This window comes from Burkholderia theae, from assembly GCF_048565265.1.
In the GTDB taxonomy this organism is placed as follows: Bacteria; Pseudomonadota; Gammaproteobacteria; order Burkholderiales; family Burkholderiaceae; genus Burkholderia; species Burkholderia theae.
In genome coordinates this window covers 957,993-973,772 of record NZ_CP183463.1, presented here as the reverse complement: position 1 = coordinate 973,772, position 15,780 = coordinate 957,993, and the positions used below count along the sequence as shown (strand labels likewise).

Genomic DNA, 15,780 nt, shown 5'->3' with positions numbered 1-15,780 from the left:
ATCGTTCGACTCACCAAGTACTGCAACGTGTCATCCATCACGGTTGTCGTTCTATTCGCTGGAATTGCTACCCAGTCTACGAGCGACGGATGCTCCGGCACAGCTAGCGAAATGCGAATACGGCGTTCGCTTTTTCAGAACGCAGCGCATGACTGACACGCGCGCGCGTGCGCAGATTGACAGCGATTGGGTAAAGGCTGATTCTCGATGCTGGAAGTTCGGCCGCCATTGCGGTGCCTGCAATGCCCGAGAGAACTCCGAGCAAGTAGGTCGACCAAAGCGAACGCCTCGGCCGGGCTCATCCTCTTCAGCGCGTGTCGAGCCGCGACGGTCACCGAACCGGGACGCTGGTCCCCGAATCTTCGGCCGGGTCCGGATGAGGTGCTGACGAATTCACGCGGAACCTGAAGACTTGCGTCCGCGCATCACGGTAGCGCAGCTATCGCACCGTTGCGTCGAAAGGCCGCTGGCGCAGCGGCCTGTGCGCGGTGTCGTCCCAGCCACCGCCGAGCGCAGCCGACACCGCGATCTAGTCGGACGCAATCGCACCGGCCGAATCGACGAGTTACCGCTCGGTCTCGGCACGCGACTTCTGCGCGACGAGCACGTCGAGGTACCTCGTCGCGCCTCGCCCTTACAGGCGTTGCATCTCCGCGTAGATCACAATCATCGAATCCGACTTTAGCTTTTCACGAACTGCACCGACGATCTCCGACCGCCTCACACTCGTGCATACGAAAAATCGATCGAACCCACGTGAACAATCCATGGGTTCGACTGCACGCTCGCCGTCTCGATGCCATTGACGAACGCATGGGCGGCATTCGGCGCGGAGGTATGACTCGAGAACCGTGGTGGTCGATCCACCACCATTCTCGCCGCACGATCATCCACTCGTCCGATTCGCTAATGGTTGCTTGATGGTATGAGCTACGATGCCTGCGTTTAACCTCACGGTATGATGCAGTCGCGCCGATCAAGAACCGGCACCGAGCCTCGATTCAGGCGCCCTCTGTCACGCTGACGTTCGGCCTTGCAAAATGATGCAATCGCTTCGATCACGAATTGGCACCAAACATCGATACGGTCACCACTCGTTATGCGAGCGAGCATTGCGTCAAGTGCTTGCATTGCTTCGACCGGACATTTCCCACTGCCAAATGGAAAGTCCGCCCCCAAGCTGCCGCTCGATATGAACTTAAGATCGACCGTGGGAATATTCGAGCCGATCCGCATATCTTCGATACATACCGCATCGTGCAAAGTGGATGTGAGCACGGCGCTATATTTACCTGTATGGCGCTCTTTGAAAATTGACAGTACGAAGCCCGTGACCTGGATGATTCGGTCGACATTGGTAAACATGAATTCTCCTAGATCAAAGCACTAGCTACCACCCAGTCATGTCCATATGCTCCGTGCGGCCAACAGCGGATCGGCACGGCAACACACGACGCGAGTTGTCGACGGACACACACCGCCACTGGCGTCAGTGGTCCTCACAGGCGTGACACGACCTCGACCGAGGGATGGTCGAACACGGCCCCTTGCCGTACCCTGCTCGTTTCCGAACTACCTCACGCATCACTTTTTTATCGTGACTTGTCAATGCTCAGGATCGGCTTACGGCATGGGTCAAACGCTACGAGCGCCGGCCCTATTCAATCTTTCGTTATGCCCGTCGAGTGATGTGTGGACTTTAAGCCAAGAATCGCTTACATAATACGACGCACAGTTCCTTTTTCTCAGGTTCCAAACATCGAATCTAACGTTCGATTTTTCGACCCGCCATACGCTCTATTCAAAAACACTAAATTAGTGTATGTGGAGCGATGCCCGTGGATCGCAAGACACATCGACTCATGTCATACCCGGATTCAGATGTCCACCTTCCAGCTATTTAAAAATGTCCGGTTTTAGGGTTGGTTTTGCTGCGTTTTTCCCTCGTTTTGAGCGTTACGCAGTGTCGAAGGTCGGCGCCTGAACGGGCAGGGCGCTCACGTTTGTTTCCCCAGCCTTTGCAGACCGACGGCCAGGTTTGTCTGATGGCTTTGCGGTCTGTTTACGTTGCGCCAGATCCACGATCACATGCTCGACGTCGGCCTGCGTGATCTTGCGTTGCTTCTTCTTGCCCACTTGGGGTTCGTTTCGGTCGGTCCGGGTCGAGTCGCCGCGATGTGTGCGTGACGGCGCTTTACCGATTCGACTGTTATCGCGTTGTGCCTGAAGGGCTTGCGCGACCTGCAGCACATGACTCAAACGCTTGTGCTCGACGATGGCACCCTGATCGATTTCAGCCAAACGGTCGTACTGCCTGCAGCGCAACACGCGATCGTCAGACCGGATTTCGATCCGCCCATCCGGGTACTCCCACACCTCGATCTGTCGGTCGATCAGCTTCCGGTTCTCCGGCGTGTCCTCCAACAAGTACATCACCCGGTCGTACTGCACCGTGAGCGACTTCGTCACTTTCCGCGGCTCGCGCCACGTCAACACCAGATCCAAGCTCTCGTCGGGCCGCAGCGGCCGGTGCGCGTTGAAGTCGCTCTTCGGCGGTTTCGCGAAGCGCGCGTTGTAGACGGCCATGAAGGAGGGCGCGTAAGCGTTGGCGTCGGCCACCGTGTTGATTTCGCGCAATCGCATCTCCTTGACCAATCGGTCCTGCAACGTCAGATGTGCGCGCTCGACTCGTCCCTTGGCTGAACTGCTGTTCGCGCAGAACGTGTCGATGTTCAACTCGTACATCGCGCGGCCGAACGGTGTCACGCGGTTACCGGTCCTGCCTGGCTTCACGTTGCGGAACACGCTGGCCTTGTCGCTGTAGAACGCCCCAGGTTTGCCGTGCCGTTCGATGTACGCGCGCGTCGCTTCGAAGTAGCTGAAGGTCGATTCGGTTTGCGTGAAGTGCAGCATCATCAACCGGCTCGTCGCGTCGTCGACGTACACCAACAGCGTGCAGGCCGGCGCCCGTTCCTCGAACCACCGATGGTCGCTGCCATCGATCTGGATCAATTCACCCAGGCAGGCCCGGCGCGCTCGCGGCTGATAAACCTTCGGCGGACGCTGCCGACGCGGTACCCATAAACCTGCCTCCGTCATCAGCGTCCTGACCGTCTCCTTGGCCAGCCGAATGCCGTGACATTCCCACAGCTTCTCGCAGGCCAGTGTCGGTCCGAAATCGGCGTAGCGATCGCGGATGATCGACAGCGCCCGGTCGGCGTCTCCTGGGTCCAGACGGCGGTTGCCGGGCTTCGCGCGGTGTCCCGACACCAAACCCGCCGGACCGTGCTCACGCAGCCGGGCGACCAGTCGGCGAATCTGTCGTGTCGTCAATTCCAGCCGTTCCGCTGCACGCCATGGCTTGAGCTTGCCGTCCGCCACGTCTTGAATGACCTTGAACCTGTCCAGCTCGCGCATCGTCATCGTGATCCGCTCCGTTGCAGCCATCGCAGCCTCCGGCGCCGGACACCCGGCGGCCGGACAGCTTACGTGGCACGAAAGCGGACATTTCTATGTAGCCAAAAGCGGACATTTCAATCTAGCCACTACAACTCACCTACATGAAAGCTAGCCTTATGTCTATCACTGAGTCTAGTCATTACGGGAAGCTAACCGAAATTCTGGTGAACCGAAGCACCGTCGTCGACGCATGACATAGGAAAATTCACCATCATGCAGGAAACTCCTAGTACCTGACGCATCGGTATTTGCCGTTTCCAGGCGGCACTGCGTGAACCGAAACCATGTGTTGGTCGGACGTAAGCAGTACCAGGAAGGCAGTCTGGCACCAGTGATGGCAGGAAAACCGTTGTGTCGGTATCAAAACTTGCAGCTACTATTGGGGAAATCAAGGAACTGCAACGACTTCTAAAAAAACGGTGGAAGTCAAAATCCTAAAGGAAGAAGATCACATCACACACGCTTCTTGGCTGCCGGAGGCGGCGATTGAAACGGTCTGCGAAACTCTCGACGTCGCGCGCTCTTTCCTGGCGATAACACGTGTTCGCTCGCCTGATAGGCGTGATGGACGGTGTGCCCACGTGACCGATGAAACTTCACACTCCGACTCCAATTAAAAATCGTGAGTGTTAATTATGTCAAATTTATGGAATATTCGTTCTCCTGGGTCAGATACCGGGCGACCCAGCGCGCCATCCCGCCCGCCTGATATCTCTATTATCATGCTCGCCGCGCAGGCGCACCTGCTTGCAACTGCGCTGATCATACGTCTGAAGTTTTGGAGCGAGCATGCGAGACATCATCGATGGTTTTTTGCGTTTTCAACGCGACATCTACCCGCAACGTGAGGCACTTTTCAAGCAACTCGCCACGTCACAGAACCCCAAGGCGCTATTCGTCACGTGCTCCGACAGCCGTGTCGTACCTGAGCTGCTCACTCAGCGTGAGCCGGGCGAACTGTTCGTGATCCGAAATGCGGGCAATATCGTGCCGTCGTACGGCCCGGAACCCGGCGGCGTTTCCGCCACCGTGGAGTACGCGGTAGCCGTTCTCGGCGTTCGGGATATCGTGATCTGCGGCCACTCCGATTGCGGCGCGATGGGCGCGATTTCGCGCTGCACCTGCCTCGACCATCTGCCGGCCGTCGCGAACTGGCTGCGTCATGCCGATTCCGCGCGAGTCATCAACGCCGCGCACGAATACGTCACGCCGCGCGCAAAACTCGACGGGCTCGTGCGCGAAAACGTCATCGCGCAACTGGCGAACCTGCGCACCCACCCTTCAGTCGCGCTTGCACTGGAGCAAGGACGCCTGAACCTGCACGGCTGGGTCTACGACATCGAGACGGGCGGTATCGATGCGCTGGACGGCACCACCCGACGTTTCGTCCCGCTGGGCGAATCGCCCACGGTGGTCGCCGTGAACTCGCGCGACCGCGCTCAGAGCTAGGCCACCGACTGTTCGCGCCCGATGCCTGGCATTGGGCGTGCACAATGATCCGCCTCTCGGAGCGAGAGCGGGAGCGCCGGTTTGTATCGCCCCACCCCACGCGCGAGTCTAACGGCGTCAATGCGGACGCCTTCCACGTTGACCGGCATCGACACCATCAGGTGTACTCCATCGGCGTTATCCCGCGTTCCGCCGTCGCCATCGGCCACGGCTGCGGGCATAAGCGGAGCTCGGCGTTGTTTCGGGCCCGATGGCGCCGTTCGCGCGTGTTGTGTGCGGTCGCCCTAATGCGCAGTGCGCCGCAACATCGTCGTGTCGTAACCGAGCGTCCGAACCCGTTCGACAAGCGCCGCAGCCTGTTCAGCGGAGGGCTTCGCATCCCGCGTCAGGATCCACAGGAACCGACCCGACGGTTCACCGACGATCGACCATGAGTAGTCGTCGGCGCGATCGAGCACCCAGTAATCGCCGAAGAAGAACGGCCCGAAGAACGACACTTTCAGCTTTGCGCCGCCGCTGTCGGCCACGATCTTTGCGCGCCCGTCGGAGCTTCGCGCGCGGCCGTCCGGCCCGCCTTCGTGGCAGGTATTGCGCACGCTGATGAGACCGTCTTCCCGCTTTGCATACTCGGCCGTCACGCCGTCGCATCCGCGCTCGAAGCGGTTTTCATACCGCGCGAACTCGTACCATCTGCCGACGTAGCGATTGAGATCGACTGATTTCGCGGGTTGCGGAACGTGTGCATTCCCGCTGGGCCCGCCGGCGAAGCCTGCACATCCCGCCAGCACCAGTGCGGCGCCCGCCACGATCACTCCCACCGCCCACATCGGCCGGCCCACGATACTTCGCTTCATTGAATGACCCTCCAGACACGAAACACGGTCATTGTGCACTCAACCGAAGGTAGTCGGCCGCATTCGCCGCACGTTGCGGCTGCCTGCATCCGCGCGGACGCGTCGCTCGTATCCAATCGAAGAAATCACAGCGGGCGTTGCGCCGCACAACGTGCAGCGGGCGCGCCACCGATCGTTCGATCACATGCATCCGAGAGTGCTATATTTCGCTCGACATTCACATCATGGCGATCCGCGCCATCCACTTCGCATGAGCGACACGCCAAGCGGTGCCAGCGGCTTCGATCATTCAGCCCCTTCGCGCGAAGCCGATGCGGATGCCGCACGCCGCGAACATCTGAACCGGGTGATGCTTCAGGCAGCAACCGGCGACCAGGCGGCTTTCGCGGAGTTGTACCGGCTGACCGCGTCGCGGGTGTTCGGGACAATCGTGCGCATGCTTCACGATCACGGGGAAGCCGAGGATCTCCTCCAGGAGGTCTACACGACCGCATGGCGACGCATTGACGCGTTCGACCCGGCGCGCGGCGGCGCGATGACGTGGCTGATCACGCTGGCGCGCAACAAGACGATCGACCGCTTGCGGCAGCATCGCGACGCGCAACTCGACGACGAACAGGCACTGGAGCTTCCCGCCGAAGATCCGACGCCCGCCGCGCTGGCGGAGGCCTCGCAGGAGGGCCTGCGCCTCGAGCGATGCCTCGCGCAACTCGATCCGCAGCAGGGCCGCGCGGTGCGCGAGGCCTTCTTCAGCGGCGCGACCTACAGTGAGCTGGCAGCGCGAATGCGTGTGCCGCTCGGAACCATGAAGAGCTGGATCCGGCGCAGCCTGATGCAGCTGAAGGTGTGCCTGGAGCAATGAATACGCCGGCCGATCACAATCCCGAATTGCGCTGCGCGGAATACGCGCTCGGCGTGCTCGACGCAGACGCGCGCCGCGAGCTGGAACAGGCCGCCGCGCGCGACCCGGCGTTGCAAGCCACACTCGAGCGCTGGCAGCGCCACCTCGCCCCGCTCGCGGACGACGTCATGCCCGTCGACCCGCCCGCGCGAACCTGGACGAGGATCCAGCACCAACTGGGCTTCATCCCGCCGTCGCGCCCGCGCAGCGCTGCGCTATCCGACGGATGGTGGAACAGCCTGCGACTGTGGCGCTGGGTCGGCATGGGCGCGAGCGTGGCGGCGCTCGGGCTGCTCACGGTCAACGTGATCCGGGTGGGCGAAGCGCCGCCGCGCCCCGCTGCCGAAGACAGCCACTACATGGCGGCCACGCTGGCACAAGCGGATGGCGTCGCACGGTGGACCGCCACGGTCGACTTGCGGCGTGCCCGGATGGTCGTGGTTCCCGCGAACACGCCGCCGGTCGCCGCGGACCGCTCGACGGAGCTCTGGCTGATTCCGCCGAATGCGAAGCCGATCTCGCTCGGCGTATTCGCGTCGAACGCACCGGCGTCGATGACGCTGCCGCAAGCGATCGTCGCGCGACTCGATGCACGCGCGGTGCTCGCCGTATCGCTCGAGCCTCACGGCGGCTCGCCGAGCGGCCAACCGACCGGGCCGGTGCTCGCCACCGGCGCGATGCACACCACTTGACGCGCGCAACGCGCGCTCGACCCGTAAACGTAAAGCGCGGCGGCGTGCCGCCCGCTGCCGTCTCTCTCGACGAGATCACGCATCTCTTCGCATCCGTCTGCATCCGATCGGTCGCTGGCTCCGTATAGAGAGTATCGCGCCCTCGGAGCCCGTATGCCCGCCGCCGTCGTTGCCCTCCTCGCCTTCGTCGGACTGATCCTGTCCTTCACGGCGGTATGGATTGCCCAATTGCATTCCCGGAACGCCGGGATGATCGATCCGGTCTGGGCCGCGACGCTCGGCGGCGTAGCCGTGTTGATCGCCGTGCTGGCTACCGGCCCGGAATTGAATCGTGCGCTCGTCGCCGCCGGCGGCGGCGTCTGGGGGCTGCGGCTTGCGCGGCACCTGTGGCGGCGCAATCGCGGGCAGCCGGAGGACCCGCGCTATCGACAGTTCCGCCTGCAGTGGGGCGACGCCGCGCCGCGCAACATGTTCTGGCTGTACCAGTTGCAGCTGCTGATCTCGATGCTGCTGTCGATCGCGTTCTTCATCCCCGCATACAGCACGGCAACCCCGTCCCGGTTCGCGATTGCCGCGGCAGTGGCGATCTGGATCGCCGCCGTCGCCGGAGAGACTGCCTCCGACCGGCAACTCAAGCGGTTTCTCGCGAATCCCGACTACGGCGGCCAAGTCTGTCGCGCCGGCTGGTGGCGCTATTCGCGGCACCCCAACTATTTTTTCGAGTGCGTGCACTGGCTCGCCTATACGGCGCTGGCGATCGGCATGCCGTGGGGCTGGCTGACGCTGTTCCCGCCACTCCTGATGGCATGGCTGCTGCTCAAGGTATCCGGCTTGCCGCTGCTCGAAGCGCGTCTGGTGCAAAGCCGGCTGGGCTATCGCGAGTACATGCGCACGACCAGCGCCATCGTTCCGTGGCCTCCGAGGCCGGCTGCCGGCCCTTCCCCCGCTCAATCCGATCACCCTGAAGACCGGAGCACCCGATCATGACCGCTACCACCTCGCAACCGTCGCCGGCCTCGGCGGCGGCACCCAACGACGCCTGGCTGATTCGCTGCTGCGAGCGCGGCTGGCTGCCGGACCGGCTGATCCGGGCCGGCATGCGCTCGCTCATGCGGCAACGCCTGCGCGACGAACACGCGTATGACGGCGAACGGCGCGCGGCGGGCTACGACACGCTGGTGCGTGAATTGGGCGCGAGCCCGATCGCAATCGAGACGCTCGCGGCGAACACGCAGCATTACGAAGTGCCCGACAGCTTCTTCGAGGCCCATCTCGGCCCGCGGCTCAAATATTCGTGCGGCTATTACCCGCATGGCGACGAAACGCTGTCGCAGGCAGAGGAGGCCATGCTGGCGTTGTACGCGCAGCGCGCCAGGCTGGAGGACAGCCAGCGCATTCTTGACCTCGGATGCGGCTGGGGTTCGCTGTCGCTATGGCTCGCCGAACGGTATCCGGCCGCGCAGATCGTCGGCCTGTCGAATTCGCACGGTCAACGCCACTTCATCGAGCGGTGCGCAGCGCAGCGCGGGCTGACGAATCTGCGAATCGTGACCGGCAACGTGGTGGAGTTCGACTTCGATCCCGCGGATGCCGGTTTCGACCGTGTGCTCTCGATCGAGATGTTCGAGCACATGAAGAACTACGGGCAACTGCTCGCCAAAATCGCACGCTGGATGCACGACGACGGCAAGCTCTTCGTGCACATCTTCGCGCACAAGCTGCTCGCCTATCACTTCGCGGTGAATGACGACACCGACTGGATGTCGCGCTATTTCTTCACGGGCGGGACGATGCCGTCGGCCGACCTGCTGCTGCGGTTCCAGGACGACGTGCGCATCGCCCGCCAATGGTGGCTCGACGGGACTCACTACGCCCGCACGGCCAATCAGTGGCTCGTGTCGCTCGATGCGGCGCGCCCCCGGATCATGCCGATTTTCGAGACGGTCTACGGCGCCGACGCCCGCATCTGGTTCCAGCGCTGGCGGATGTTCTACATGGCGGTCGCCGAGCTGTTCGGCTATGCCGACGGGCAGGAATGGGGCGTCGCCCACTATCTTTTCGACAAGCGCCGGGTGCTCGCATGAGGGCCGCGATCGCGTACCGGGTTCTCCGCCGTGCCGCCGTCACGGTCGTGACGGCGCTCGCGATCGGCGCCGCCGGGTGCTCGGGCAGCCCGTCGAACCCGAATCCTCGCGCCGCCGTTCCGCTGTCGACCGTACCCGTCGACTTGCCGCGCTACATGGGCCGCTGGTACGTGATCGCGAACATCCCGTATTTCGCGGAACGCCACCTCGTCGGCAGCCGGGCAGAGTGGCGCCTGCGCGAAGACGGCCGGATCGACGACGCGTTCGTCGGCCGCAAAGGCGGCTTCGACCAGCCCGAGAAGCACTATCGGTTCGTCGACGCCGTCAAGCCCGGCAGCGGCGGTGGCGAATGGCGCGTGCGGCTGTTCTGGCCCGTGTATGTCGCGCAACTGACGCTCTACGTCGACCCCGACTACCGGTACACGATCCTCGGCTACCCGGGCAAGACGCTCGGCTGGATCTTCTCGCGCGAGCCGACGATGGACGAGGCCACCTATCGCTCGCTGCTCGCCCGGCTCGATGCGATGGGTTACGACACATCGCGCTTCAGGCGGGTGCCGCAAACACAGGACCAGATCGGCAAGCCGGGCTTCGCGTCACCCGGCGATCGCGAATGACGGCAGCCCCTGCATCCGCCGCGTGCGTTGCGACGTATATGAGCACATGTGATTCCCGAACCTGCACTTGTGACTGACGGAGACCATTCGCGATGCACCCGGAACTTTCAATGTCGCTGCCCGGCCGGCGGATTGCCGTCGTCGGCGCCGGCATCGCGGGCCTGGCCAGCGCGTACTTGCTGGGCCGCCGTCACCGTGTGACGCTGTTCGAGGCCGCCGACTACCTCGGCGGTCACACGCACACGGTCGACGTCGACCTCGACGGCGCACGCCACCCCGTCGACACGGGATTCCTCGTGTTCAACGACCGGACCTATCCGAACCTGATCGCGCTGTTCGACGAACTGGGCGTGGCAGCCCATTCGACCGACATGTCGTTTTCGGTTTCGGTCGACGGCGGCCGGCTCGAATGGGCCGGCAGCAACCTGAACACGGTGTTCGCGCAACGCCGCAACTTGTTCTCGCCGACCTTTCTCGGGATGTTGCGCGACATCCTGCGCTTCAACGCGTCCGCGCACAATCACCTCGAATCGGCGAGCCGGCAGCGTCTTTCGGTCGGGGAACTGCTCACGGCCGGCGGTTACGGCGCATCGTTCCAGCATCACTACCTGCTGCCGATGGCGGCCGCGATCTGGTCGAGCGCGGCCAACGACATCCTGCGGTTTCCGGCGGCGACCTTCCTGCGCTTCTGCCTGAATCACGCGTTGCTGCAGGTCAACAACCGGCCGACCTGGCGCACCGTCGCGGGCGGCGCGCGGCAGTATGTCGAGTGCATCGCCGCAACGCTCGACGACGTGCGCGTGAATACGCCAGTCCGCGCGATACGGCGCGACGACGCGGGCGTGACGGTGGCGACCGATACAGCCGGTCACGAGCGTTTCGACGCGGTCGTGCTCGCGTGCCATGCGCCGACCAGCCTGCGGCTGCTCGCGGATGCGAGCAAGGCCGAGCGCGACGTGCTCGGCGCCGTGCGCTACCAGCACAACGTCGCGGTGCTTCATACCGATACCGCGTTGCTGCCGCGCCGGCGGCGCGTGTGGTCGGCATGGAACTACCTGGGCGGCCGGCCGAGGCGCACGGGCGGCGAATCGCCCGTGTGCGTGAGCTACCTGCTCAACCAGTTGCAGCCGCTGCCGTTCCGCTCGCCGGTCGTCGTTACGTTGAATCCGGTCGACGAGCCCGCACCCGACACCCAGCTCGGCCGCTACGATTACGAGCACCCGCTGCTCGATCTCGCGGCCGTGGATGCGCAGCATCGTCTGCCGATGCTGCAAGGGCGGCGCAATACGTGGTTTGCGGGAGCGTGGACGGGCTACGGGTTCCATGAGGACGGACTGAAATCGGCGTTGCGCGTCGCCCACAGCTTCGGCATCGCGCCGGCCTGGGCTCGCCCATGAACACGCCCTTTGCCCGCGATGGCATGGCCGCCCGGCTTCTCGTCGGCACCGTGATGCATGAACGGCTGCGGCCGGTGCGCCACGCGTTCGCGTACCCGATATTCCAGGTCTGCTGCGACGTCGAGCGGCTGGCCGAGATCGACGCCGGCTGGTTCGGCATCGATCGCTGGGCCCCGCTCGCACTCGCCTCCCGCGACTACGGCCCGCGCGACGGCCGCGCGCTCGGCCCGTGGATGCGCGATGTCCTCGCGCACGCCGGCATTCCCGCCGACGGCCCGATCTGGCTGCAGACGATCCCGCGCGTCTTCGGGTACGCATTCAATCCGGTGAGCTTCTGGTACTGCTACGACCGCGCGGGCCGGCTGCGCGCGCTGTACGCCGATGTGCGCAACACGTTCGGTGCGCACCACGGCTACCTGCTGAGTGCGATGCGCCACACGCCGATCGACGCCGACACCGTGCTCGTCTGCCGCAAGACGTTTCACGTCTCGCCGTTTTGCGACATCGTCGGGAATTACGCGTTTCGCGTGCGTCAGTGCGGCGACCACCTGAGCGTGGCGATCGACTATCGCGACGACGACGGTCTGCTGCTGCGCACGGCAATCGCCATGCAGTCCGCGCCGCTGACGGCGGCACGCGCGTGGCGCGCGCTGGCCCGGCAGCCGCTGAACACGATCAACGTCGTCATTCGCATTCATTGGCAAGCGCTGCGGCTGTGGCTCGCGCGCGTGCCGTTCTACGGCAAGACGCCCCCCGGCCGTCCTGCCGCTGCCGATTCGCCATTGTCCCGTTCGCCGGGCGCGTCGCCACGCGGCCGCTCGGCGCTGTCCGATCACGAGGCCCGTCCATGACCTTGCTGCGCCTGCTGTCTCCCGCATCGCAACCGGCGATGCAGCTCTCGGCCCGGTTGTTCCTCGCGCTGCTCCGGCAAATCCACGACGGGCACCTGACGCTCGTGACGCCCGAAGGCGCGCAGCACGTGTTCGGCGATCCGCACTGCCAGCCGGCTGCGACGCTGCAGGTCCGCGACTGGCGGGCATGCCGTGCGATCCTGCGCGCGGGCGACATTGGATTCGCGGAAGCGTATCGGGCCGGCTGGATCGACACGCCCGAACTCGTCGCGCTGCTGCGCCTCGCGATCCGCAACCAGCCGGTGATCGCGACGACGGTGACCGGCGGCCGCCTGGCACGCCTCTGTTACGCGCTGCGTCACCGGCTGAGGATGAATACGCGGGCCGGCAGCCGCCGCAACATCCACGCGCACTACGATCTCGGCAACGACTTTTACGGATTGTGGCTCGACGACACGTGGACGTATTCGAGCGCCTGCTTCGACGACGACGCGCAGCGTTCGCTCGCCGACGCGCAAACGGCGAAGTATCAGCGCATCGTCGATTCGCTCGGCCTGCGCGCCGGCATGCGCGTGCTCGAGATCGGCTGCGGCTGGGGCGGGTTCGCCGTGCATGCGGCACGGCAACGCATCCGCGTGCATGGCGTCACCATCTCGCAGGCGCAATACGCGCTGGCCGCCGAACGCGTTGCGCGCGACGGGCTGTCCGATCGCGTCACGCTCGAATTGCGCGACTATCGCGACGTCGACGGCCAGTACGACGCAATCGTGTCGATCGAGATGTTCGAGGCCGTGGGCGAAGCGTTCTGGCCGGTGTACTTCGACACGCTCAGGCAGCGCCTGAAGCCCGGTGCTCGCGCGCTGATTCAATCGATCACGATCATCGAGTCGCTATTCGACGCGTACCGCACATCAAGCGACTTCATTCGCGAGTTCGTCTTTCCCGGCGGGATGCTGCCGAGCCCGGAGCGTTTCGTCGATGCCGCGCGGCGGGCCGGCCTGGCCGCCGAACCGGTGCTCGCGTTCGGCGACGACTACGCGCGCACGCTGCGCACCTGGCGGGCCGCGTTCGAGGCGCGCATCGACTCGGTGCGCGCGCAACGGTTCGACGAGACGTTCATTCGCACCTGGCGCCTCTATCTCGCCTATTGCGAAGCGGGATTTGCCGAGCGGCGGACCGACGTGATGCATTTCATCGTGTCGCCGGGCGGCTGACATGCGGCGCCGGCATGCGATGCTCGCCGCGGTCGCGGTCGCGGCCGCGGCGCTGGCTGCACCTTTGTTCGCCGGCGCGAGCTGCGTCGACGACATCGCATCGGCGCGACTGATCGGATCCGGCCGGTTCTGCATACTGGGCATCTGCCTGTACGACGCCCAGCTGTGGGCGCCCCGGCCCCCCGGCGCGTTCGACACGCCGTTTGCGTTGTCGCTGGCCTACCGTCACGACGTGAAAGGCGAGCGGCTCGTCTCGACGGGCATGGACGAAATCGAGCGACTCGCACCCGCGCCGTTGCCGGCGGCGACGCTCGAAGCATGGCGCCGCGATATCGAACGGGCGTTCACCGACGTATCGCGCGGCGACGTGCTGTGCGGAGTGTATGTGCCCGAGCGCGGCGCACGCTTCTACACCAACGGCCGCCTCACGGCCGACGTGACCGACCCGGCGTTCGCGCGCGCCTTCTTCTCGATCTGGCTCGACCCGCGCACGCGGGCAAAGTCGTTGCGCCGTCAGTTGTTGGGCGACGATGCGCGCTGATTCGACGGTGAGCGGCGATGGTCCGGTGTATCGACGCCGGCAGCGCCGCTCGACCGGACAGTTCGCCAGGAATCCTTCTCGACGCGTGATTCGCCATGGTCAACAAGATGCATTTGCCTGAGAAGACATGCGAGACCTGCGGCTTGCCTTTCAGCTGGAGAAAGAAATGGAAAGCCGCTTGGGACGAAGTCCGATATTGCTCGGAGCGTTGCCGTCGGAATCGACGGCCGCGTTCCCGCATGAAGCCAAACGCTGCACGTTGGTGACTTCGCGTTGATGAGCCGGTCGCGAGCGGCGCGCGGGGCCGGTTAGCGCTTCGATCCGAGACGGAATGCTCGCGCCTGTTTTGGGCAATCCGGATCGATCGGCGCCGGTGCGCGCATAGGCGCGCTCGTTAGAGCAGTCCTCCCCCTTCCCCGTGGCCGCCTGGTTGCCTACAGGCGGTTCACTCCGCCCCGTTTCAACTGCACGACGCTTGCGGGAACGGCCGCGGACCGGATCCCGCCGCATCGACACGCAAATGTGCGACACGGTCGATGAATGCATCGAAATCGCACATCTTCCGGCGTACTTTCTGGGCCGTCGTGGCACAAATTAACCACCGCCACATTGACCCCGGAAATCGTTTCACATGCCACCCCAACACAAAATTCCCTTGCATAAATGAGCACTCCCGTGCTCTCAACGCAACCTTACAGCACCGAGGCGGAAAATGACTCAAAAAAATCCGGTATAAATTGTTATGTGAATCACTTTTACGCTTCACTTTCCGGAAAATTTGCATACAATCCAGCTGTGACGCATGAATCGACCGAGGGAGGCCCCGTGCCAACACGCAATCACGACATCAAGCCGCGCCGGTTTCCGGCGTGTCCGGCTTCATGGATGGCGCGCGTGTCCGTCGCCCCGGCACGCAGCCCGTCACACCACGCCGGTGCGGCACCCGACCGGCCGATTGCATCGCGTTTGCGGGTCGCCGCGCAGCAGCGCGGCCAAAGCTGCCGGCGCCGCTCGCCGCAGGTGACCGACCGGTGTGCAAGCGCCAGCCTGCACGGCGCACTGCCCGAGCGGCGATCGAACAACGTCGCGGCTCGCGTGTGTCCGACGCTACTCGTCACGGGCGCCCTGACTGCAGCCGACGAAACGATCGAGCAGGCCGGCCTGCACGTCAGCGAGCGCGTCGAGTCGGTGCCGCGGGCGCTACGACAGCCGGGCCCGGCTGCCGACGCCCTGATCGCCGAGGTCTCGTCGTTGCATATGGCTCTGGCGATTCAATTCGTGTCGCTCGCACAGGCGCGCCGTGTCCGCGCGGCCGCGATCATCTATGAGTACGGCAGCGTGCAGGCCCTCGCGTTGATCCGCCTTGCAGGGTTCCACCTGTTTCACTCGGTCGGCGGCCGCGTCGACCAGGCGTTCGTCCTGGCCAGGTTGCAACAGTCCGCCGCCGTCATGCTCGCGGCGAAGCCGACGGCGAACGACCCGATGTTGCGGTTCCACCGGGACGTCGGCGGCTGGGCCCCGGCAACGCCAGTGGGTCCGTCGTGCGCGATCAGGACCGGATCTCCGGTGACGCTGCCGGGCCGCCATGCACGCCCGCGCACGCCAGGTGAGCGCCATCCCGTCGGCGCGTCATCGAAATAGCGGCGGCGTTCGCCCGGTTTTTATCCAGGAAACACAGGCAAATCATCGCCTCAGTCGCGATCCATCGCATGACCCCCTAA

General features: G+C 64.3%; 15 protein-coding genes. 12 read left to right on the top strand and 3 right to left on the bottom strand.

The features are described from left to right. Nucleotides 1-951 precede the first annotated feature (951 nt). Nucleotides 952-1,365: a hypothetical protein gene (locus ACN22W_RS37030; protein ID WP_419690046.1), complete on the bottom strand. Its 414-nt coding sequence runs from the start codon at nt 1,363-1,365 to the stop codon at nt 952-954. A gap of 591 nt (nt 1,366-1,956) precedes the next feature. Next, nucleotides 1,957-3,447 carry an ISNCY family transposase gene (locus ACN22W_RS37025; RefSeq protein WP_419690045.1) on the bottom strand — a complete coding sequence of 497 codons (1,491 nt, stop codon included), beginning with the start codon at nt 3,445-3,447 and terminating at the stop codon, nt 1,957-1,959. Between the two features lie 801 nt (nt 3,448-4,248). On the opposite strand from ACN22W_RS37025, the gene ACN22W_RS37020 reads away from it, so the two are divergent. Further along, nucleotides 4,249-4,908 carry a carbonic anhydrase gene (locus ACN22W_RS37020; protein ID WP_419690044.1) on the top strand — a complete coding sequence of 220 codons (660 nt, stop codon included), beginning with the start codon at nt 4,249-4,251 and terminating at the stop codon, nt 4,906-4,908. A gap of 284 nt (nt 4,909-5,192) precedes the next feature. Here ACN22W_RS37020 and ACN22W_RS37015 read toward each other — a convergent pair whose 3' ends face one another. Continuing rightward, the gene (locus ACN22W_RS37015; RefSeq protein ID WP_419690741.1) at nt 5,193-5,762 is read right to left on the bottom strand and encodes a lipocalin family protein; all 570 of its coding nucleotides are present in this window, start codon (nt 5,760-5,762) and stop codon (nt 5,193-5,195) included. 250 nt (nt 5,763-6,012) lie between these two features. Here ACN22W_RS37015 and ACN22W_RS37010 point away from each other — a divergent pair, with 250 nt between their 5' ends. From ACN22W_RS37010 to ACN22W_RS36960, 11 genes are all read left to right on the top strand, one after another. Further along, the gene (locus tag ACN22W_RS37010; protein ID WP_419690043.1) at nt 6,013-6,624 is read left to right on the top strand and encodes a sigma-70 family RNA polymerase sigma factor; all 612 of its coding nucleotides are present in this window, start codon (nt 6,013-6,015) and stop codon (nt 6,622-6,624) included. Next, a complete protein-coding gene (locus tag ACN22W_RS37005; RefSeq protein WP_419690042.1) occupies nt 6,621-7,355 on the top strand; it encodes an anti-sigma factor in 735 nt (244 codons plus the stop codon). Before ACN22W_RS37010 ends, ACN22W_RS37005 begins: the two co-directional genes overlap by 4 nt. Nucleotides 7,356-7,508: 153 nt before the next feature. Next, nucleotides 7,509-8,342 carry a DUF1295 domain-containing protein gene (locus ACN22W_RS37000; protein WP_419690041.1) on the top strand — a complete coding sequence of 278 codons (834 nt, stop codon included), beginning with the start codon at nt 7,509-7,511 and terminating at the stop codon, nt 8,340-8,342. Continuing rightward, nucleotides 8,339-9,439: an SAM-dependent methyltransferase gene (locus ACN22W_RS36995; protein ID WP_419690040.1), complete on the top strand. Its 1,101-nt coding sequence runs from the start codon at nt 8,339-8,341 to the stop codon at nt 9,437-9,439. The genes ACN22W_RS37000 and ACN22W_RS36995 overlap by 4 nt, the downstream gene beginning before the upstream one ends. Beyond that, nucleotides 9,436-10,056, top strand: a complete 621-nt coding sequence (locus ACN22W_RS36990; RefSeq protein WP_419690039.1) for a lipocalin family protein — start codon at nt 9,436-9,438, stop codon at nt 10,054-10,056. Before ACN22W_RS36995 ends, ACN22W_RS36990 begins: the two co-directional genes overlap by 4 nt. A gap of 92 nt (nt 10,057-10,148) precedes the next feature. Continuing rightward, the gene (locus ACN22W_RS36985) at nt 10,149-11,453 is read left to right on the top strand and encodes an NAD(P)/FAD-dependent oxidoreductase (RefSeq protein WP_419690038.1); all 1,305 of its coding nucleotides are present in this window, start codon (nt 10,149-10,151) and stop codon (nt 11,451-11,453) included. Further along, complete coding sequence (locus ACN22W_RS36980; protein WP_419690037.1) at nt 11,450-12,304, top strand: DUF1365 domain-containing protein; 855 nt, start codon at nt 11,450-11,452, stop codon at nt 12,302-12,304. Before ACN22W_RS36985 ends, ACN22W_RS36980 begins: the two co-directional genes overlap by 4 nt. After that, nucleotides 12,301-13,518, top strand: a complete 1,218-nt coding sequence (locus ACN22W_RS36975) for a class I SAM-dependent methyltransferase (RefSeq protein ID WP_419690036.1) — start codon at nt 12,301-12,303, stop codon at nt 13,516-13,518. The genes ACN22W_RS36980 and ACN22W_RS36975 overlap by 4 nt, the downstream gene beginning before the upstream one ends. A gap of 1 nt (nt 13,519) precedes the next feature. Further along, a complete protein-coding gene (locus tag ACN22W_RS36970; RefSeq protein WP_419690035.1) occupies nt 13,520-14,059 on the top strand; it encodes a chalcone isomerase family protein in 540 nt (179 codons plus the stop codon). A gap of 95 nt (nt 14,060-14,154) precedes the next feature. Then, nucleotides 14,155-14,325 carry a DUF2256 domain-containing protein gene (locus tag ACN22W_RS36965; RefSeq protein WP_009687752.1) on the top strand — a complete coding sequence of 57 codons (171 nt, stop codon included), beginning with the start codon at nt 14,155-14,157 and terminating at the stop codon, nt 14,323-14,325. A gap of 397 nt (nt 14,326-14,722) precedes the next feature. Continuing rightward, nucleotides 14,723-15,700, top strand: a complete 978-nt coding sequence (locus tag ACN22W_RS36960) for a hypothetical protein (RefSeq protein ID WP_419690034.1) — start codon at nt 14,723-14,725, stop codon at nt 15,698-15,700. The last annotated feature ends 80 nt before the right edge of the window (nt 15,701-15,780 follow it).